The sequence below is a fragment of the Enterobacter sp. RHBSTW-01064 genome (assembly GCF_014103035.1).
In the GTDB taxonomy this organism is placed as follows: Bacteria; Pseudomonadota; Gammaproteobacteria; order Enterobacterales; family Enterobacteriaceae; genus Enterobacter; species Enterobacter mori.
On the sequence record NZ_JABXOU010000001.1, the window covers coordinates 464038 to 484999 of the forward strand.

Below are 20962 nucleotides of genomic sequence, written 5' to 3' on the forward strand. Positions count from 1 at the left end.
TTACGTTCTTTTGCAAAAACGCAATAAGACTAAATTTGTGTTGAGAATTTTCTCGATCGGGAAAGCTAAATTACGGATCTTCATCACATAAATTATTTTTTCACTGTCTAAAATAATTCGCGGAAGTCTTAGTTAATTTAACTCTAACCCTTATCTGAATCGATTCGGTTCGCCAATACGATTCTCAGTACGTCTGCCCGACAGGCGTATTAATGATAATAAAAGGAGGTAGCAAGTGACCATTGCTATTGTCATAGGCACACATGGTTGGGCTGCTGAGCAGCTACTCAAGACGGCAGAGATGCTGTTGGGCGAGCAGGAAAACGTCGGCTGGATCGATTTCGTTCCCGGTGAAAACGCCGAGACGCTGATAGAGAAGTACAACGCTCAACTCGCGAAGCTGGATACCAGCAAAGGCGTGCTGTTTCTCGTCGATACGTGGGGCGGCAGCCCGTTTAATGCTGCCAGCCGCATTGTCGTCGATAAAGAGCACTATGAAGTTGTCGCCGGGGTGAATATCCCGATGCTGGTGGAAACCTTCATGGCGCGCGACGACAACCCGAGCTTCGATGAGCTTGTGGCCCTGGCGGTGGAAACCGGGCGTGAAGGCGTTAAGGCGCTGAAAGCGCAACCGGTTGAAAAAACCGCCCCGGTTGCGGCGGCACCGAAAGCTGCAGCCCCAGCGAAACCGATGGGCCCGAACGATTATATGGTCATCGGGCTTGCGCGTATTGATGACCGCTTAATCCACGGCCAGGTGGCGACACGCTGGACCAAAGAGACCAACGTTCGCCGCATCATCGTCGTCAGTGACGAAGTGGCTGCGGATACCGTACGTAAAACCCTTCTGACTCAGGTTGCCCCTCCAGGCGTTACCGCGCACGTGGTGGATGTGGCCAAGATGATCCGCGTCTACAACAACCCGAAATATGCGGGCGAGCGCGTGATGCTTCTGTTCACTAACCCAACAGACGTCGAGCGCATTGTTGAAGGCGGCGTGAAAATCACCTCCGTTAACATTGGTGGTATGGCTTTCCGTCAGGGCAAAACGCAGGTCAACAACGCGATTTCGGTTGATGAAAAAGATATTGAGGCATTCAACAAGCTGAATGCACGCGGTATTGAGCTGGAAGCCCGTAAGGTTTCCACGGATCAGAAACTGAAAATGATGGATTTGATCGGCAAAGTTGGGAAATAAGCCCGCGCCGGTTTTTCACATAAAGCTTATGCAATAGGAGAAGTACAATGGAGATTACCACTCTTCAGATTGTGCTGGTGTTCGTCGTCGCATGTATTGCGGGTATGGAATCCGTACTTGATGAATTTCAGTTCCACCGTCCGCTGGTGGCCTGTACGTTGATCGGTGCCGTTCTCGGTGATATGAAAACCGGTATCATCATCGGTGGTACCCTGGAAATGATCGCCCTCGGCTGGATGAACATCGGTGCAGCGGTTGCGCCCGATGCCGCGCTGGCGTCGATTATCTCAACCGTTCTGGTTATTGCCGGTCATCAAAGCATTGGTGCCGGTATCGCCCTGGCGATCCCACTGGCTGCAGCAGGCCAGGTTCTGACCATCATCGTGCGTACCATCACCGTTGCCTTCCAGCACGCGGCGGATAAGGCGGCCGAAAACGGCAACCTGACGGCGCTATCCTGGATCCACGTGTCGTCCCTGTTCCTGCAAGCGATGCGTATTGCGATCCCGGCGGTTATCGTGGCGATCTCTGTCGGTACGAGTGAAGTCCAGAGCATGCTGAACGCCATTCCAGAAGTGGTCACCGGCGGTCTGAACATCGCAGGCGGCATGATCGTGGTTGTCGGTTACGCGATGGTCATCAACATGATGCGCGCAGGCTACCTGATGCCGTTCTTCTACCTCGGCTTCGTGACCGCCGCCTTCACCAACTTCAACCTGGTCGCTCTGGGTGTGATTGGTGCAGTGATGGCGATTCTCTACATCCAGCTCAGCCCGAAATATAACCGCGTCGCGGGTGCCCCAGCGCAGGCTGCTGGTAACAACGATCTCGATAACGAACTGGACTAGCAGGTGAGCGAAATGGTTGATATGACAAAAACTACCACTGAGAAAAAACTCACTCCGGGTGATATTCGTGGCGTGTTCATTCGTTCTAACCTGTTCCAGGGTTCATGGAACTTCGAACGTATGCAGGCGCTGGGCTTCTGCTTCTCCATGGTACCGGCAATCAAACGCCTGTATCCGGAAAACAACGAAGCACGTCGTCAGGCGATTAAGCGTCACCTGGAATTCTTCAACACCCATCCTTACGTTGCGGCCCCCGTACTGGGCGTAACGCTGGCGATGGAAGAGCAGCGTGCGAACGGCGCAGAGATTGACGATGGTGCCATCAACGGTATCAAAGTCGGCCTGATGGGCCCGCTGGCCGGTGTCGGTGACCCGATCTTCTGGGGCACCGTTCGTCCGGTCTTCGCGGCACTGGGTGCCGGTATCGCGATGAGCGGCAGCCTGCTTGGCCCACTGCTGTTCTTCATCCTCTTCAACGCAGTACGCCTGCTGACCCGTTACTACGGTGTGGCTTACGGCTACCGTAAAGGCGTGGATATCGTTAAGGACATGGGCGGCGGCTTCCTGCAGAAACTGACCGAGGGGGCGTCAATCCTCGGCCTGTTTGTGATGGGGGCACTGGTTAACAAGTGGACGCACGTAAACATCCCGCTGGTGGTATCGACCATCACCGGCCAGGATGGTCAGACGCGTGTGACTACCGTGCAGACGATTCTGGACCAGCTGATGCCGGGCCTGGTGCCGCTGCTGCTGACCTTCGCCTGTATGTGGCTGCTGCGTAAGAAAGTGAACCCGCTGTGGATCATCGTTGGCTTCTTCGTCATCGGTATCGCGGGCTACGCTGTCGGTCTGCTGGGCCTATAAGTTTCAATGCTATACGCCGGGGGCTTGCCCCCGGTCTTTTTATCTGGAGGATGAATGACTGTCACGGACATCGTACTGGTTTTGTTTATTGTTGCCCTTATGGCTTACGCGATCTATGACGAGTTCATCATGCCCCGCCGCCACGGCGAGACGCTGCTTTCTCTTCCCCTTCTGCGACGCGGGCGCGTTGATGGATTCATCTTCGCGGGCCTGATCGTCATTCTGATCTACAACAACGTGACCAGCAACGGTGCACTATTAACCACATGGTTATTATGTGCGCTGGCATTAATGGCGATTTACCTGTTCTGGATCCGCTCGCCAAAAATCATTTTTAAAAAACACGGATTCTTCTTCGCCAATGTCTGGATAGAATATAACCGCATTAAAGAGATGAATTTATCCGAAGACGGTGTGTTGGTGATGCAATTAGAACAGCGTCGTCTGCTGATTCGGGTCAAGAATATTGATGACCTTGAAAAGATCTCCAGATTACTCCTTAAAACTCAATAGGTTATTATTATAGCATCGGCTATAAAGTCCGATATTCGCGTGCAGACAATATAGCCGTTGCTATATCCCCCATCATCTTAACTTATATTTATTAACGATATTTTCACGCATAAATCTAAATGAAAATCGTTATCAGAAAAGCAGCTAAATTAAGCCTGCTTCATTGTTGTTTTATATTCTCAAAATATGTTAAGGTTGCGCCCGTCGTTGGGGAGTAGCCGATTTCCTGTTCCCAGGAAATGTACGTGTCAACATACTCGTTGAAAAACGTGGCGCGTACGGATCGCTTTCAGCACATTTCAGGTGTGTTGCGATCAGGCGAGACCATAGATACATCAACTGCTGTTTACTGGGGGCAGTGATGTGTCATATGGATATCCCCGGTCTGGACGCTGTTATGAACATCTCCGCTACGATCCTCCTTGCTTTTGGCATGTCCATGGACGCATTTGCTGCTTCCATCGGAAAAGGCGCCACGCTCCACAAACCTAAATTCTCAGAAGCCCTGCGTACCGGCCTGATTTTTGGTGCTATCGAAACGCTAACGCCGCTTATTGGCTGGGGTCTGGGGATGCTCGCCAGCCAGTTCGTGCTGGAGTGGAACCACTGGATTGCATTCGTCCTGCTGGTGTTCCTGGGGGGGAGAATGGTCATCGAAGGTTTTCGCGGTAACAGCGATGAGGATGATGAGCCACAACATCGCCACGGCTTCTGGCTGCTGGTCACCACGGCGATTGCCACCAGCCTCGATGCTATGGCGGTCGGTGTCGGTCTGGCATTCCTGCAGGTCAATATTATTGCAACTGCACTGGCCATCGGCTGCGCTACGTTGATTATGTCAACGCTGGGGATGATGGTGGGTCGGTTTATCGGCCCGCTGCTGGGCAAGCGAGCCGAAATTTTGGGCGGTATCGTGTTAATCGGTATTGGCGCTCAAATCCTCTGGGCGCATTTCGCCGGTTAAACCTCGCGCTGCCAGACGTGGATACTGAAATCAGTCTGGCAGCGAAAAACGGTCTGCTTTGATAACGTTTCCCACACCTCTGGTTTTGCCCGCCACGCGAACGGCGTCATCTGCAGCAACGCTACTGCCTCCTCCCCTTTGAGCTCCATTTCATACGCCACAGTGTGTTCCTGTTGCAGCATAAAACCCGGCAGCTGTTCAGAGTGAGGCGCGTGCAAACGCACTTCGTCGTAAATCAGCCCTTTCAATTCCATCAGATGCCGTGGTCCTGGCGTGACGGTGATCACCCAGCCACCCGGTTTCACCACGCGCGCCAGCTCTTCCGCTTTGCAGGGCGCATAAATGCGGATAATGGCGTCCATGCTGGCGTCGTCAAACGGCAGCCTGTGGCTGGATGCCACACAAAACGTTACGGCTGAATAGCGTTTTGCCGCCGCGCGAATCGCCACTTTTGCCACGTCCAGACCAAAAGTCTCTGCGCCCTTCTCGCGGGCAATCTCTGCAAACGTTGCCGTGTAGTAGCCTTCGCCACAGCCGATATCCAGCACAGCGGTAGCATTATCAGGCAGGCGATGCGCCAGCACCTGCGCAACGGTGTCCCGAAGCGGCTGGTAATGTCCTGCATCCAGAAACGCACGGCGCGCCTGCATCATCTCTGCACTATCACCCGGGTCGCGGGAGCGCTTGTGCTGCACAGGGAGAAGATTCACGTACCCTTCCCTGGCCATATCAAACTGATGTCCCTGCGGACAGGTAAAGCTTTTCTCTGAGCGCAGCAGATGCGCATGGCAAAGGGGACAACTGAAGGACATGACAACTCCGGGGGCATAAACTAAAGGGCGAAGTGTACCGCTATTCGCCCGTCTTATAAACGCCAGGGTTAACGCATGACGATAAGGTGGTCAGAATCCGCCGGTAGGCCATCCGGTCTCACATTCTCCAGACGCAGCACGTTGCCCATAATTTCGCTGAACACCGGCGCGGAGACGGCACCACCGTAGTAGGCGCCGTTTTGAGGATCGTTGATGACCACCACCAGCGCAAAGCGCGGATCGCTGGCAGGCGCAACGCCAGCGGTATAGGCGACATATTTATCGACATATTTCCCGCTGTCATCAATCTTCTTCGCCGTCCCGGTTTTCACCGCCACGCGATAATCACGTACTGCGGCCTTAACACCGCCGCCACCCGGCAGCGCAACGCTTTCCATCATATGTTCGACTTCATGCGCAATCGCCTCTGACATCACCCGGTGGCCCATAACGGGAGGATCAATGCGGGTAATAGAGAGTGGACGCTCAAGACCAAAGCTACCGATAGTGGCGTAAACATGCGCCAGTTGAAGCGGCGTCACCATCAGGCCATAGCCGAATGCAAACGTCGCCCTGTCGAGCTGGCTCCAGAATTTACGCTGTGGTAATAGCCCCGCACTTTCCCCCGTTAAGCCAAGGCCAGTGTTTGTGCCGAAACCAAAGTTTCTGTAGGTATCAATAAGATGCTGGACCGGCATCGCAAGAGAGAGGCGTGACACGCCCGTATCGCTCGATTTTTGCAGAATGCCGGTCATCGTCAGTTCCGGGTAGTAACCCACATCGCGGATACGGTGCCCGTCAAGCATGTACGGGTGGGTGTCAATCACGCTGTCCGGCTGTACCAGCCCCTGCTGCAGCGCCGTCATCAGCACCAGCGGTTTGACGGTCGAACCCGGTTCGAAGGTATCGCTTATCGCACGATTACGGAAATCGTTTAACGTCGCCCCTTCGCGATTATTGGGGTTAAAATCCGGATAGCTTGCCATCGCAAGAATTTCGCCCGTCTGGATATTGATTAATACCGACGCCCCCGACTCGGCTTTATTCCACGCCACCGCATTATCGAGCGCATCTTCAGTGATAGTTTGCAGACGCTCATCAATACTCAGTTGAATGTTATGGGCAGGCACGGGTGCCACTTCCGTCAGATTTTCAACAACGTGCCCATAGCGGTCTTCCCTCACCTGTCGGACGCCAGGCTTGCCCATCAACTGGGTATTGAAACTTTTCTCGACACCTTCAATTCCTTGTCCATCGATATTGGTAAAGCCAATAAGATTGGCCGCCACATGTCCCGCAGGGTAAAAGCGGCGGGATTCATCGCGTAAATTAATGCCCGGCAGGTTGAGTTTGTCTATCCACTGCGCCTGCGAAGGATCGACCTGACGGGCCAGGTAAATAAACCGTCCCTGCGGACTGCTGTTTATTCGCGACGACAGCGTGCTCAAAGAGAGATGCAGCGCATTGGCCAGCGCCTGCCAGCGGTCGTCAAACCCTACACCACCTTTTGCCAGTACCGTTTTAGGATCGGCCCATACCGCACGGACAGGCACACTCACCGCCAACGGCCTTCCCTCGCGGTCCACGATCATTCCGCGCGGAGCATCAATGGCGACCTCACGCAGCGAGCGCATGTCCTCCTGCTTAACCAGGTTGTCAGGTTTAACGATTTGCAGCCAAGCCACCCGCCCCAGCAAAAAAGCCAGACTGCAAAAAATAGCAAAACAAAGCAGAGCAAAACGCGCCGGAGTAAAGTTTCCGGTGGTCATTATGGTTTTCTTTTTCACCTGAGCCTCAGGGCTGTTGATCAACGCCCTGATTTAACGGGAAAAACCGATCTGAAGGAGAGGAAACTATGCTAATAACCTCGTAGCTTTGCAACAAGTTACTAACAAGAAGAGGAATGGTAATATTTTGAAAGATAATGGAATAAAAAAGCCCCGCGATACGCGAGGCTTTATATCTGAGATTGAAGCGCCAGGCACTTCAGTCAGCAGTGGTTCGATCAGATAGCAGTTACGTTAACTGCAGCTGGGCCTTTCTGGCCATCCTGAATTTCGAACTCAACGTTCTGGCCTTCAGCCAGAGTTTTGAAGCCATTACCCTGGATTGCAGAGAAGTGTACGAACACATCTTTGCTGCCGTCAGCAGGAGTAATGAAACCAAAACCTTTAGACTCGTTGAACCACTTAACTTGACCTTTAATCTTTGCCATTTGCAAAATTCCTTAGAGTGTTTTCTTAGCCCGCAGGCTTGACTGAGATAAAACTGAGACATTACTGCATGAGGCACTAATATAAGGTTCGGCAGAGAAGCGGTATTCAACGACAACGTGTTTACTCAGGACTTCTTTACTGAAAATGCCACACATAAACAGAACTGTACCTCGTTTGACCCAAAACGTGTTATCACACACAACGATTAATATGGCAAGCCATTTTTAAACGTGTCTCGATCCGCCGCACAAATTCAAACACTGCCCTGGTATGATCTGCACACTTATGCGCAACGATCATGGACAACGTGTGTTCTTTACACCGCCACTGCGCTATTACCGCAAGCGCTGTTATCTAAGACTTTTTTACCATAGACCATACTGTTCTTGCCGTCCAGATTCAGGGGTAACTTTCTTTAGAACCTTGATTGCGTTAGAACATTTTGTGAAAACTTATGCTCAAAACATTCCAACGCATTGGGAATAGGACAATGCACATTTGGTGTTAATAAACATACTGACACTGCATTAAAAATCACCAGTGAATAAAGACTATGATGCACCAAAATAATGAAATTTTTATGACTCTGCCTCAAAACAAGGCAAGCAAAACGTTTCGATAAAAATAAAACAATCCTGAAGGACTATAAATACAAAATATATGCAACTATTGCGCGCATTGTTTAAAAGGATAAATATTCGCCAATTTTCAGTATCCTGAAGGAATTATTAACCGGTGCTACATTATTCAGTGCCTGAGTTAACGCAAGGACGGGTTCATCAAGGGATTCATCTGCCAGTTCAAACACGCCCCAATGGATGGGAAAGGCCAGGGGTTGGCCGAGCTGCTGCCATAGCGCCACGGCAGATTGCGGGTCCATGTGATGGACCGCCATGAACCATTCTGGTGCATAGGCGCCAATCGGCAACGCGGCGGCGTCAATTTTGCCCAGACGTTCGGGTATCGTTAACAGATCCGGCGAATAGCCCGTATCACCGCTGAACCAAAAGCGGTGCTTTCGTCCCTCAAAGACCCAACCACACCATAATGAACGATTCCGGTTCCAGGGGGTACGCATACTCCAGTGCTGCGCCGGAACGGCTGTCAGGGTGATTCCCTGCCAGGTTATGCTCTGCCACCAGTCGAGTTGTACGATGTGCCTGGCTCCGCGACGGCGAAACCAGTCTGCCAGACCTAAGGGAACAAACAGCATTACGTCTGGAAAACGTTTCAGGATACGGCGAATGGTTGCATCGTCGAGATGATCGTAGTGATTATGCGAAATAACCACTGCATCAAGCTGCACAAGTTGTTCAACAGACAGTGCAGGAGGTGTTTTGCGCACCGGTCCTGCAAAAGGAAGCGGAGAAGCGCGTCGCGAAAAGACCGGGTCGGTCAGAATGGTGTTGCCATCTATCTGCACCAGCAGACTCGCGTGTCCAAGCCACCAGACCCCGTCGCCTTGTGGCTGTTTCAGCTCAACAGGCTGCCACCACTGGCGTATGAAAACGTCATATCCCAGCGCAGGCGGTTTAGGTAAACCTGCCGCTTTCCGCGCCTTACGCCAGCGCTCAACATCGCCGGGCTGATGTCCTACAGGTGCAGTATTGCGAAAGCCATTCGGCGTGTGATGGATCCGGGAGGGGTCATACCAGGGATTTTTCCAGACCACGGCCACCTCCCGCGAGCAACAGGTTATCGTTCGGCCACCAGACGGATAAAGTCGTCTTCGTCTTCTTTGTCTGCGACGACCGCTTCTTTAGGGGCTTCTTTCTCTTCTGGTTCGTTTGCTTCGCACAGACGGCGCAGCAGCGCGTTTTGGCGCTTTTGCTGATCGAGCAGCGCTTCAAGCAATTCGATTTGCTCGTTCGTGCGCGAGCTGGCACGGTTGACGAAAAACCAAATGACCAGTCCAGCGACCAGAATAACCAACGAGACCATCAGGGATGCCAGATTTAGCAGCCCTGAATTCATTAACTCACCCATTTCACCACCTCAATAAAAACGCCCATTTTACCACTGGCGCGAAGGAAGGAAATGACCTTAGGAAAAAATGCGTCTTACCACGGAATAAACTTGTTGATTGCGCAAACGCCGCTAAAAAACTGTACATCCTGATCGCACATCACGTTGATAGTCTGTGTCCACAGCACCACACATGCCACCAACACGATAACCAGAATTACCCAGCGTATTTTTTTCACTCCACTCTCCGTTTTATGACCCGAGGCAGCCAGGTTATCACGGCTATCTTAAACAGCGTCTAACTGTACCCTCATCAAACTCTTTTCGGAATCGTGCACTTGTTTCACTGAGTAAACAGGTTAGGCTAAATGCATGACAACAACGATAAAGAGGCAATGATGCATTTAATCATTCGAACTATTATTGCACTGGCCGTTCTCTGGATTGGTCTTCTGTTAACCGGATATGGCGTGCTTGTGGGGAGCACCGAAAACGCCGCAGGTTTAGGTATCAAGTGTAAATATCTGACAGCCCAGGGCATGAGTACTGCGCAGTACATCCACTCGGACAGTGGGATCATCGGTTTGACCAACTGCCCCGTCCTGCGTAAATCGTCCGTTGTAATTGATAACGGCTAAATATCGCTGAACCGCATCCATGAAAAACGCCGCAAATGCGGCGTTTTTTTTATCCCTGCCGGGGTTAAAACGGATAATCGTTATAGCCCATCTGCTCAGAAATTTTACGCGCGGCAGTATGAAGAATAGCCACGTACTCATGCAGGCGTTCTTCGGAGAAGCGCAGCGTCGGGAACGAGATACTCAGGCCAGCAATAACAACACCGAAGCGGTCGAACACAGGAACGCCAATGCAGCGCAGCCCTTCTTCCTGTTCTTCGTTATCTTCACCGTAACCCTGCTCACGCACTTTATCCAACACCGCTAATAGCTCATCGGTGGTGGTAATGGTACGCTCCGTGCTGCGTTTGTATTCCACGCCAGAGAGGATCTGTTCCACCTCTTCACGGTCGCGCCATGCCAGCAGTACTTTACCAATAGCGGTACTGTAGAGCGGGTTCCGGCGACCAATGCGCGAATACATGCGCAGGTTATACATGGAATCAATTTTGTGGATGTAAACAATGCTGTCCTCATCCAGTGCGCCAAGGTGGACCGTTTCTTTTGTCAGACGAGAAAGTTCACGCATCTGAATATCCGCACTGCGGATCAGATCAACGTTTTGCAGGGCACGGGCACCCAGTTCGAACAGCTTCAGCGTCAGCGAGTATTTTTCAGATTCGCCTTCCTGCGCAACATAGCCCAGTGACTTCATGGTTTGCAAAAAGCGATAAACGGTGCTTTTCGACATCATCACACGCTGCGACAACTCTGTAATACCAATTTCACGCTCTTCTCCGAGCGCCTGTAAGATGCCAAACACCTTCAGCACGGAAGAAACAGAATCTGGCTGCTTATCCAAATCTGCAATTGCCATTTATCACCTCATAGAGAGTGTTTTATAAAAATCAGAACCGGTTTTTATTATAAATTCCCGTCATGCTAGCTGCAATCAATCCTCGTTTACTTCGTTACAAATCTGCGACATAAAACGGAATTAACAGTGCTAAAATAGTTACCCTGAGAATAATTTCCTACCGAGCTATTCACTCAAAATGCAAAAAATCCTTTCCGATGGTCTGCCTTTGCCCCAGCGTTACGGCGCTATTGCGACGATTATCATCGGCATTTCCATGGCCGTTCTCGACGGTGCCATTGCTAACGTTGCCCTGCCAACGATTGCCAGCGATCTGCAGGCTTCCCCCGCCAGTTCTATCTGGATCGTCAACGCTTATCAGATAGCCATTGTGGTTTCGCTGCTCTCATTCTCTTTTCTGGGCGACATGTTCGGCTATCGCCGGGTTTATCAGTGCGGGCTGGTGGTTTTTACCCTGACGTCACTTTTCTGCGCCCTTTCAGATACGCTGCATACCCTGACGATAGCCCGTATTGCCCAGGGTTTTGGCGGCGCGGCGCTGATGAGCGTCAACACCGCGCTGATCCGCTTAATCTACCCTCAGCGCCATTTAGGACGCGGTATGGGGATCAACTCATTTATTGTCGCGGTCTCTTCTGCCGCCGGACCGACTATTGCGGCGGCCATTCTTTCAGTCGCCTCCTGGCAATGGCTTTTCGCCATCAACGTGCCGCTCGGCATCATCGCGATCGTCTTTGCCCTGCGCTATCTCCCTGGTAATGGCCCGAAAAGCACCATGCCCCGCTTTGATCTGCCCAGTGCGGTAATGAATGCCCTGACCTTTGGCCTGCTGATTACTGCTCTGAGCGGGTTTGCTCAGGGTCAGTCGTTAGCGCTTACCGGCGCTGAACTTGCCGCTCTGCTGGTTGTAGGCTTTTTCTTTGTGCGTCGCCAGCTTGCACTGCCGGTACCCTTGTTGCCGGTAGACCTGCTGCGTATTCCCCTTTTTTCACTGTCTATTTGCACCTCGATCTGCTCGTTCTGTGCCCAGATGCTGGCGCTGGTTTCCCTGCCCTTCTTCCTGCAGAGTGTGGTCGGTCGTTCTGAGGTTGAAACCGGGCTGCTGTTAACGCCATGGCCGCTGGCGACGATGGTGATGGCGCCGCTGGCCGGGTATTTGATCGAACGCGTGCATGCCGGACTGCTGGGTGCAATCGGGCTGGCGGTGATGGCAACCGGCTTGTTTGCCCTGGCGCTGCTTCCCCCATCGCCTACGGATCTGGATATCATCTGGCGCATGATCCTGTGCGGTGCGGGTTTTGGTCTGTTCCAGTCGCCGAACAACCACACCATTATCACTTCCGCACCGCGTCATCGCAGCGGGGGAGCCAGCGGCATGCTCGGCACGGCACGTCTGCTGGGTCAAAGTACCGGTGCAGCACTGGTTGCGCTGATGTTTAACCTTGCCGGGCAGAACGGTAACCACGTTGCGCTCCTGACCGCAGGGTTCCTTGCAACCCTCGCGGCCATAATCAGCGGACTTCGGGTCACCCAGCCCGGCGTGAAGGCATAAAAAAAGCCGGGCGGAGTACTCTCCAGCCCGGCTTTTTTCGGTGTCTTCGCGTTACTTCAAGTATTCGCCACTGCGCAGCGCTTCAATACGTTTATCGAGCGGCGGGTGAGACATAAACAGCTCACTGAGTGATTTCGATTTACCGTTAATGCAGAAGGCCATCATGCTGTTCGCTTCCTGCGGCTCGTAGCTGGTCTTCAGACGCTGCAGCGCAGCAATCATCTTCTCACGCCCTACCAGTTTTGCAGAGCCTGCATCCGCGTGGAATTCACGGTGACGTGAGAACCACATGGTAATGATGCTTGCCAGAATACCGAACACCAGCTCAAGTACCATCGAAACAGCGAAATAGATCAGCGGGTTTCCGTTGCTCTCTTCACCTTCGTCGCGGTTGCCCCCCATAAAGCCTGCCGCGATTTGCGCCAGGATACGAGAGATGAAGATCACGAAGGTGTTCACCACGCCCTGAATCAGGGTCATGGTCACCATATCACCGTTCGCGATATGGCTGATTTCGTGAGCGATAACCGCTTCGGCTTCGTCACGGCTCATGTTCTGCAGCAGACCGGTGCTGACGGCAACCAGAGACGCATCACGACGTGCCCCCGTTGCGAAGGCGTTAATGTCCGGTGCATGGTAAATTGCAACCTGAGGCATCGCGATGCCTGCCTGCTTTGACTGCTGAGCCACCGTGTTCATCAGCCACTGTTCCATATCGTTACGTGGCTGCTCGATAACTTCACCACCGACTGATTTCAGCGCCATCCACTTCGACATCAGCAGTGAGATGAATGAGCCACCAAAACCAAACAGCAGCGCCATAATCAACAGACCCTGAACGCTGCTCGACTGAATTCCTGTCAGGCTTAGCACCAGCCCGAATACCACCATAACCGCCAGGTTGGTGAGCAGGAAGAGCGCGATTCGCATCATAATTTTCTTTTAACCTCTGTTTAACAAAACGCACTATGCGATTACCCACATCGTATGGGTATTGTGGCTATTTTCAAGGATTCGAGGGGTGTAAGTCACCAGAAAGACACAACTTTACACAATTGAAGAGCAGCTTGACGAGAGGAAGCAGAACTAAAAAAAACAGGCACAATGTCTTGTGCCTGTTGAGGGATTATTTTGCAGGTGCCGGTTGCACTGCGGGTTTCTCTTTTTGCAGATTCGCCAGGTCGAGGGCGATATGCACCGTCTCGTCCAGATACGGATCCGGCTCCTGGTAATCTTTTGGCAGATCGTCCAGTTTTTTGAGCAGAGGCTTACCTTCACGTTTGAAGCGATCGTTGATACGCGCCAGACGCGTTGCGTCATCCTCATTGTTCTCTTTTTCACGCTGAGCGTAATTGAGAGAAACAATGTTCCGTTTCGCCTTCAGGGCATTGAAACGCGCAATGTCCTTCAGGATATACTGGAATTCAGGATCTTTCACGATGCGTTCGTTATGGTCTTTCAACAACGCAGGACCAAACTGAGTCATGTCGCCAGATTTCACGAACGTCGCAGCATTGATGCTGTCCCACGGCAACGCGTTATCTTCAAACTTCTCGCCCGTCTCGGTCTCTTCGGTGCCCGTTGGCATCATGATATCCGGCGTCACGCCTTTACGCTGCGTACTGCCACCGTTCACGCGGTAAAACTTTTGAATGGTGTACTGAACGGAGCCCAGCGCAGGCCATTCCGGGCGCAGCATCTGATCGTAAATACGGTTCAGAGAGCGGTACTGCTGAACGGTGCCTTTACCAAAGGTCGGCTCACCGACGATAAGCGCACGGCCATAGTCCTGCATTGCCGCGGCAAAGATCTCAGAAGCAGACGCACTGAAGCGATCGACTAACACCACCAGCGGGCCTTTGTAATAGACCACACCATCGGTATCGGCATCTTCACGCACTTTACCGTTGTTATCACGAACCTGAACAACCGGGCCAGACGGAATAAACAGACCCGACAGGGAAACCGCTTCGGTCAGCGCCCCACCGCCGTTGCTGCGCAGATCGATGATCACGCTGCTAACGTTCTGTTTTTCCAGCTTCTGCAGCTGCACTTTCACGTCGTCGGTCAGACCAACGTAGAAGCCAGGGATATCCAGAACACCGACTTTCTCTTTACCGACAGTTTTCACCGACATTTTGACGGCACGGTCTTCAAGACGAATGCGTTCGCGTGTCAGGGTGACGATACGGGTTTTTGTCCCTTTCCCTGCAGGCAGAATTTCCAGGCGAACTTTGCTACCTTTCGGCCCTTTGATCAGCGCAACCACATCGTCCAGACGCCAGCCGATCACATCGACCATGTTCTGTCCGGTTTGACCAACACCGACAATGCGATCGCCTACGCTAATCGCTTTGCTTTTGGAGGCCGGGCCACCAGCCACCATGGAGTTGATCAGGGTATAGTCATCGTCCATCTGCAGCACCGCGCCGATACCTTCCAGAGACAGGCTCATTTCGGTATTAAACTGCTCAGTGTTACGTGGGGAAAGATAGTTGGTATGTGGATCGATTTCGTGGGCGAACGCCGTCATTGCCAGGGAGAAAACATCTTCACTGTTGGTCTGCGCCAGGCGACGGATGGCAAATTTGTAGCGACGGTTTAAGGTCTCACGAATTTCTTTCTCGTCTTTGCCGGTGAGCTTGAGGCTCAGTTCGTCATATTTAACTTTTCCGTCCCACAGCGCATTCAGCTCGGCTTCGTCTTTAGGCCATGGCGCTTTGCTGCGATCCAGATTAAAGGTGTCGTTGCCGGTAAAGTCCATTGGACGTTCCAGCACTTTCAGCGCGTATTGATAACGTTCAAAACGACGCTTTTGCGATAAATTATACAGATCGTAGAACAGATCCAGCTTACCGGAGCGCAGTTCGTCACCCACGTCGGATTTACGTTTAGCGAACTGTTCGACGTCGCTGGCCAGCAATACGTTATGGCTGTAATCCAGCAAGTTCAGATAACGGTCGAAGATTTTGGCCGAAAAGGCCTGATCGAGATCGAACTGACGATAGTGCGAACGAGTAAAGCGCGACGTCACGCGCTCACTCACCGTCGCGTGCTGTGTCTCTTCCTTCAATACCGGAATTTGATCAGCACGCGTAATATCGTCCACAGCGAAGGCGTGACCTGTTATAGCAAACAGGCCCGCCAGCGCGGTGAGCTTAAAAAAAGTGTTCATGCCAGGCTTGGCCTCCGTTTCAGAACAACAAGTGTTCTGCGCGTACTATCATTGACATACCAGAAGTCAGCTGCACACGAACGCCGTCTTTGGTGATTTCCAGTACGGTGGCGTCCATCGCATTGTTACCCGCTTTGACCTTCAGAGCCTGACCGACGCTCAGTGCGTTAATGTCAGAAACTGGGGTATGGCGCTGCTCTTCACGAGGCGCGCGTGGGGTTTTAGCTGCTGGCTTGTCTGCACGCGGTTTGCGATCGTTATTCTCATTACGACGCGGTGCTGGACGCGGTTTACGCTCGCGACGAGGCGCATCTTCCTGACCATTTGCCGCAGCGGCTTCGCGTTTTTTCGCTTGCTGTTCGGCACGCTGTGCCTGAACGCGTGCTTTGGCTTCTTCCAGCTGCTTGCGCGCATGTTCAACGTGCTGCTCATCCAGTTCGCCGCAAGGGTTGCCGTCGAGATCAACACGGGTTGCACCCGGTTTGATACCGTACAGGTAACGCCAGCTAGACGTATAAAGACGTAAGGCAGAGCGAAGCTGCGTTTTGCTGAGATTCATCTCACCTTCAACGCGCGCGACCAGATCCTGAAAGATACCGACTTTCAGAGGACGAGCCTCACCTTCAGCGCTGAAGCACTGAGGAAAACGCTCGGCCAGAAATGCGATAACTTCTTTACTGCTATTCAACTTAGGTTGATTTTCCATGAAATTTCCTGATTACAACGGACGTTGCCAACTCGCGCAGGCATGAACAGGCGACATTATAATGACGCTATCAGTAATTGCTACGTTATCCGTTGATTATCCTGCGACGCTCGCAAAGAATTTTTGATAATCGGTTGCTGCCAGAACGTTTTCGAGATTCGCCGCCAGCTCGCGCAGGCCCTGCTCGTCTTCAGACGTAAAGCGACTGAAAGCCGTACTGTCGATGTCCAGAACGCCAATAATCTGATTTTTTACCACCAGCGGCAGTACGATTTCAGAATTACTTGCCGCATCACAGGCAATGTGGCCGTCGAAAGCGTGAACATCCTCCACGCGCTGAACCTGGTTGGTGGCCACCGCGGTACCGCATACGCCGCGTCCGACCGGAATACGCACACAGGCCAGTTTTCCCTGGAAAGGCCCCAGCACCAGTGTTTCACCTTCCAGAAGGTAAAAACCGGCCCAGTTAACCTCGGTCAACCGTTCAAACAATAATGCACTTGTATTTGCCAGAGTGGCTAAGAAGCTGGTTTCACCTGCCATCAATGCCTTAAAATCGCGGTTGAGATCCGCGTAGAATTCTGTTTTGCTCATTCTTCAATCACTTAGTTGTCTTACAAAATTACCGCATAGCCTATTAAAATAAGCATTAAATGCGCTCATGCTCAAGATGAATCAATTCATGAGTTAATATAACTTTCAACAATACACTTTTGTGCGCAGCTGATGGCCTTAAAAACAACCAAAATTACGCCGACAAAGAAGATCACTATCCATACGGTAAGTGAGGCCCTGCCTCGTGCACATTATCAGCGTTGCCCGCAGTGCGATACGCTTTTTATGTTGCCGAAGATGAAATCGCACCAAAGTGCGTTTTGTCCCTGCTGTGACGCCAAAATCCGCGACGGGCGGGACTGGTCGTTGACCCGTCTGGCAGCCATGGCCGTGACGATGCTCTTGCTTATGCCCTTTGCCTGGAGCGAGCCGCTGCTGAAACTTTATCTGCTCGGCGTGCGTATTGATGCCAACGTGCTGCAAGGGATCTGGCAGATGACGCGCCAGGGCGATCCCCTGACCGCCGCAATGGTGCTGTTTTGTACCGTCGGTGCGCCACTGGTTCTGGTCGCCGCCATCGCCTATCTGTGGCTTGGTAACATTCTTGGGATGAATCTGCGCCCCGTGTTGCTGATGCTCGATAAGCTGAAAGAGTGGGTCATGCTGGACATCTACCTGGTCGGGGTCGGTGTGGCGTCAATTAAAGTGCAGGACTACGCATTTTTGCAGCCCGGCGTTGGACTGTTCGCCTTCATCTGCCTGGTATTGCTCAGTATTCTGACGCTGATCCATCTGAACGTAGAGCAGCTTTGGGAGCGTTTTTATCCCCAGCGCCCGGCCTCGCGTCCGGATGAAAACCTGCGCGTCTGTTTAGGTTGCCACTATACCGGCTTGCCGGATACACGGGGACGCTGCCCGCGATGCCATATTCCGCTAAGGCTGAGGCGCAACAACAGCCTGCAAAAATGCTGGGCCGCGTTGATTGCTTCCATGGTATTCCTAATCCCGGCTAACATGCTGCCGATTTCAATCATTTACGTGAATGGCGCGCGCCAGGAAGACACCATCCTTTCAGGGATTATCTCCCTCGCCCACAGCAACGTGGGCGTGGCGGCCATTGTGTTTATCGCCAGTATCCTGGTGCCGTTCACCAAAGTGGTGGTGATGTTTACGTTACTTATCAGCATCCATTTTAAATGCGAACAGGGCCTGCGCACACGCATCCTGCTTCTGCGGTTTGTTACCTGGATTGGTCGCTGGTCGATGTTGGATCTGTTCGTGATTTCGTTGATGATGTCGCTCATCAATCGCGATCAGCTGCTTGCTTTTACAATGGGACCCGCAGCTTTTTATTTCGGCTCTGCGGTGATATTGACTATTCTTGCTGTGGAATGGCTGGATAGCCGCTTACTTTGGGATGCACATGAGTCAGGAAACGCCCGCTTCGCCGACTGAAGCGAGAATTAAAACAAAACGCCGCATTTCGCCATTCTGGTTGCTGCCCGTCATCGCCCTGATGATCGCGGGCTGGCTTATCTGGACGAGCTATGAAGATCGCGGAAGTACTGTCACCATTGACTTCCAGACCGCCGACGGTATCGTCGCCGGGCGCACCCCTGTTCGCTTCCAGGGGGTGGAAGTCGGTACAGTCCAGGACATCACGCTGGGAAAAGGGCTGAACAAAATTCAGGTGCGAGTCAGTATCAAATCTGACATGCAGGATGCTCTGCGCAGCGAAACGCAGTTCTGGCTGGTGACGCCGAAAGCCTCTCTCGCCGGTGTGTCGGGGCTGGATGCCCTGGTTGGCGGTAACTATATCGGCATGATGCCGGGTAAAGGCGAGCCGCAGGATCACTTTGTGGCGCTCGATACGCAGCCGAAGTACCGACTCAATAACGGCGACCTGATGATCCACCTGCAGGCACCTGACCTGGGTTCACTGAACAGCGGTTCGCTGGTTTACTTCCGCAAAATTCCGGTGGGTCGCGTTTACGATTACGCCATCAACCCGAACAAACAGGGTGTGACCATTGACGTGCTGATCGATCGCCGCTTCACTAACCTGGTGAAAAAAGGCAGCCGCTTCTGGAATGTGTCCGGCGTGGATGCGGACGTCAGCCTGAGCGGTGCAAAAGTGAAGCTGGAAAGCCTGGCGGCGCTGGTGAACGGCGCTATCGCCTTCGATTCCCCGGAAGGGTCCAGCCCTGCCAAAGCCGATGACACCTTTGGACTGTACGCCGATCTGGCCCACAGCCAGCGCGGTGTGATCGTGAAACTTGCCCTGCCCGACGCCAAAGGGCTGAAAGCCGGTTCGACTCCGCTGATGTATCAAGGGCTTGAGGTCGGACAGCTGACGAAAATGACGCTCAATCCCGGCGGTTCGGTAACCGGTGAGATGACCGTTGATCCGAGCGTGGTCGATCTCCTGCGAGAGAAAACGCGTATTGAGATGCGCAGTCCAAAACTGTCGCTGAGTGATGCCAGCATCAGCAGCCTGCTCACGGGCGCTACCTTTGAACTTATCCCCGGAGAGGGGCAGCCCAGCAACAGTTTTGTTATTGCCCCGGCGGACAAAGCGCTGCTGCAAAAACCCGGCGTTGTGACCGTCACGCTTAACGCCCCGGAAAGTTACGGCATTGAAGCCGGTCAGCCGCTGATCTTACATGGCGTGCAGGTGGGCCAGGTGCTGGAGCGCACCCTGTCGGAAAAAGGGGTCACCTTCTCGGCCGCTATCGATCCGCAGTACAGCGATTTGGTGCATGGTGACAGTAAGTTTGTAGTGAACAGCCGCGTCGATGTGAAAGTCGGTCTGGACGGCGTTGAGTTTCTCGGCGCCAGCGCCAGCGAATGGGTCAACGGTGGGATCCGCATTCTGCCGGGCAATAAAGGCCCCGTGCGGGAGAGTTATCCCCTGTATGCCAATCTGGACAAGGCGATAGAAAACAGCCTGAGCGATCTGCCAACCACCACGCTGACGCTGAGCGCCGAGACGCTGCCAGACGTGCAGGCCGGTTCGGTTGTGCTTTATCGCAAGTTTGAGGTCGGGGAAGTGATCACCGTACGTCCGCGCGCGGACGCCTTTGATATCGAACTGCATATCAAGCCGGAATACCGCAAGCTTCTCACCGCAAATAGCGTGTTCTGGGCGGAAGGCGGTGCGAAGGTCCAGCTTAACGGCAGCGGATTAACCGTGCAGGCCTCTCCTCTTTCCCGCGCACTGCGCGGTGCGATTAGCTTCGATAATCTGCCCGGTGCGGGCGGCGATATGCGCAAGGGGGATAAGCGTATCCTCTTCCCGTCTGAGACCGCGGCGCGTGCCGTAGGCGGACAGATTACCCTCCATGCCTTCGATGCGGGGAAACTGGCTGAGGGAATGCCTATTCGCTATCTGGGCATTGATATCGGGCAGATCCAGAAGCTAACGCTGATCACATCGCGCAATGAAGTGCAGGCCACCGCCGTGCTCTATCCGGAGTATGTGCAGACCTTCGCCCGCGCGGGCTCACGTTTCTCCGTTGTCACGCCGCAGATTTCTGCCGCAGGCGTTGAGCATCTCGACACGATTTTGCAGCCCTACATCAACGTTGAAGCCGGTCGAGGGAAAGCCCGTCGTGACTTTGAACTGCAGGAAGCAACGATTACCGACTCGCGCTACCTTGATGGCCTGAGCATTGTGGTCGAAGTCCCGGAAGCCGGTGGACTGTCCATCGGTACACCGGTGCTGTTCCGCGGTATTGAAGTCGGTACCGTGACGGGCCTGACGCTGGGTACCCTTTCGGACCGCGTGATGGTCGCGCTGCGCATTAGCGATCGTTACCAGCACCTGGTACGCAACAACTCCGTATTCTGGCTGGCCTCCGGATATTCACTGGACTTTGGCCTGACGGGTGGCGTGGTGAAAACCGGTACCTTTAACCAGTTCATACGCGGCGGTATCGCCTTCGCAACGCCACCGGGTACACCGCTGGCACCGAAAGCCCAGCCGGGTAAACACTTCCTGCTCCTTGAAAGTGAACCTAAAGAGTGGCGCGAATGGGGAACCGCCCTGCCGCGTTAATCTGAAAGGCTCCGGTGTCAACGCGCCGGAGCCTTTATGTTAC

General features: G+C 53.1%; 21 protein-coding genes and 1 riboswitch. Of the genes, 9 read left to right on the forward strand and 12 right to left on the reverse strand.

What is annotated here, in order from left to right:
- Positions 1-235: 235 nt before the first annotated feature.
- The 5 genes from manX (at position 236) to mntP (ending at position 4387) form a co-directional block, all read left to right on the forward strand.
- Positions 236-1198 (forward strand): PTS mannose transporter subunit IIAB, encoded by a 963-nt coding sequence (gene manX / locus HV355_RS02140; protein ID WP_182400774.1) that lies wholly within the window; start codon positions 236-238, stop codon positions 1196-1198.
- Positions 1199-1245: 47 nt separating this feature from the next.
- Positions 1246-2046 carry a PTS mannose transporter subunit IIC gene (manY, locus tag HV355_RS02145; RefSeq protein WP_008500490.1) on the forward strand — a complete coding sequence of 267 codons (801 nt, stop codon included), beginning with the start codon at positions 1246-1248 and terminating at the stop codon, positions 2044-2046.
- 12 nt (positions 2047-2058) lie between these two features.
- Positions 2059-2910, forward strand: coding sequence for a PTS mannose transporter subunit IID (locus tag HV355_RS02150; protein ID WP_006810994.1), 852 nt, complete (start codon positions 2059-2061; stop codon positions 2908-2910).
- Positions 2911-2964: 54 nt separating this feature from the next.
- Positions 2965-3423, forward strand: coding sequence for a DUF986 family protein (locus HV355_RS02155; protein WP_089598210.1), 459 nt, complete (start codon positions 2965-2967; stop codon positions 3421-3423).
- A 197-nt stretch (positions 3424-3620) separates the two neighbouring features.
- A riboswitch (yybP-ykoY riboswitch) is annotated at positions 3621-3810 on the forward strand.
- A gap of 10 nt (positions 3811-3820) precedes the next feature.
- On the forward strand, positions 3821-4387 hold the full coding sequence (gene mntP, locus HV355_RS02160) for a manganese efflux pump MntP (RefSeq protein WP_010432671.1): 567 nt from the start codon (positions 3821-3823) through the stop codon (positions 4385-4387).
- Here mntP and rlmA read toward each other — a convergent pair.
- From rlmA to mgrB, 7 genes are all read right to left on the reverse strand, one after another.
- Positions 4384-5199, reverse strand: a complete 816-nt coding sequence (gene rlmA, locus HV355_RS02165) for a 23S rRNA (guanine(745)-N(1))-methyltransferase (protein ID WP_120158002.1) — start codon at positions 5197-5199, stop codon at positions 4384-4386. The genes mntP and rlmA overlap by 4 nt on opposite strands.
- Positions 5200-5267: 68 nt before the next feature.
- Positions 5268-6986, reverse strand: coding sequence for a peptidoglycan glycosyltransferase FtsI (gene ftsI, locus HV355_RS02170; RefSeq protein ID WP_182400775.1), 1719 nt, complete (start codon positions 6984-6986; stop codon positions 5268-5270).
- Positions 6987-7204: 218 nt separating this feature from the next.
- Positions 7205-7414: a transcription antiterminator/RNA stability regulator CspE gene (gene cspE / locus HV355_RS02175; RefSeq protein ID WP_001062678.1), complete on the reverse strand. Its 210-nt coding sequence runs from the start codon at positions 7412-7414 to the stop codon at positions 7205-7207.
- 12 nt (positions 7415-7426) lie between these two features.
- A complete protein-coding gene (locus HV355_RS02180) occupies positions 7427-7570 on the reverse strand; it encodes a DUF2627 domain-containing protein (protein WP_052302290.1) in 144 nt (47 codons plus the stop codon).
- 527 nt (positions 7571-8097) lie between these two features.
- Positions 8098-9087, reverse strand: coding sequence for an MBL fold metallo-hydrolase (locus tag HV355_RS02185; protein ID WP_182400776.1), 990 nt, complete (start codon positions 9085-9087; stop codon positions 8098-8100).
- 23 nt (positions 9088-9110) lie between these two features.
- Positions 9111-9401, reverse strand: coding sequence for a YebO family protein (locus tag HV355_RS02190; protein WP_010432660.1), 291 nt, complete (start codon positions 9399-9401; stop codon positions 9111-9113).
- A 74-nt stretch (positions 9402-9475) separates the two neighbouring features.
- The gene (gene mgrB, locus HV355_RS02195; protein ID WP_089598207.1) at positions 9476-9619 is read right to left on the reverse strand and encodes a PhoP/PhoQ regulator MgrB; all 144 of its coding nucleotides are present in this window, start codon (positions 9617-9619) and stop codon (positions 9476-9478) included.
- 159 nt (positions 9620-9778) lie between these two features.
- Between mgrB and HV355_RS02200 the strand changes: the two genes are divergently transcribed.
- Positions 9779-10018, forward strand: a complete 240-nt coding sequence (locus HV355_RS02200; protein ID WP_182401216.1) for a YobH family protein — start codon at positions 9779-9781, stop codon at positions 10016-10018.
- A 64-nt stretch (positions 10019-10082) separates the two neighbouring features.
- Here the strand turns inward: HV355_RS02200 and kdgR are convergent, their stop codons facing one another.
- Positions 10083-10874: a DNA-binding transcriptional regulator KdgR gene (gene kdgR, locus HV355_RS02205; protein ID WP_010432655.1), complete on the reverse strand. Its 792-nt coding sequence runs from the start codon at positions 10872-10874 to the stop codon at positions 10083-10085.
- Positions 10875-11052: 178 nt separating this feature from the next.
- On the opposite strand from kdgR, the gene HV355_RS02210 reads away from it, so the two are divergent.
- Entirely contained in the window at positions 11053-12426 is a 1374-nt protein-coding gene (locus tag HV355_RS02210; protein ID WP_182400777.1) for an MFS transporter, read from the forward strand.
- Between the two features lie 51 nt (positions 12427-12477).
- Here HV355_RS02210 and htpX read toward each other — a convergent pair whose 3' ends face one another.
- The 4 genes from htpX to HV355_RS02230 form a co-directional block, all read right to left on the reverse strand.
- Positions 12478-13359, reverse strand: a complete 882-nt coding sequence (gene htpX / locus HV355_RS02215; RefSeq protein WP_010432647.1) for a protease HtpX — start codon at positions 13357-13359, stop codon at positions 12478-12480.
- A gap of 193 nt (positions 13360-13552) precedes the next feature.
- On the reverse strand, positions 13553-15601 hold the full coding sequence (prc, locus tag HV355_RS02220) for a carboxy terminal-processing peptidase (RefSeq protein ID WP_182400778.1): 2049 nt from the start codon (positions 15599-15601) through the stop codon (positions 13553-13555).
- Between the two features lie 19 nt (positions 15602-15620).
- Positions 15621-16307 carry an RNA chaperone ProQ gene (gene proQ / locus HV355_RS02225; RefSeq protein WP_182400779.1) on the reverse strand — a complete coding sequence of 229 codons (687 nt, stop codon included), beginning with the start codon at positions 16305-16307 and terminating at the stop codon, positions 15621-15623.
- Positions 16308-16403: 96 nt separating this feature from the next.
- Positions 16404-16901, reverse strand: a complete 498-nt coding sequence (locus HV355_RS02230) for a GAF domain-containing protein (protein ID WP_010432639.1) — start codon at positions 16899-16901, stop codon at positions 16404-16406.
- 132 nt (positions 16902-17033) lie between these two features.
- Here HV355_RS02230 and yebS point away from each other — a divergent pair, with 132 nt between their 5' ends.
- Positions 17034-18317: a membrane integrity lipid transport subunit YebS gene (gene yebS / locus HV355_RS02235; RefSeq protein WP_108417594.1), complete on the forward strand. Its 1284-nt coding sequence runs from the start codon at positions 17034-17036 to the stop codon at positions 18315-18317.
- On the forward strand, positions 18286-20919 hold the full coding sequence (locus HV355_RS02240; protein ID WP_159077893.1) for a PqiB family protein: 2634 nt from the start codon (positions 18286-18288) through the stop codon (positions 20917-20919). Before yebS ends, HV355_RS02240 begins: the two co-directional genes overlap by 32 nt.
- The last annotated feature ends 43 nt before the right edge of the window (positions 20920-20962 follow it).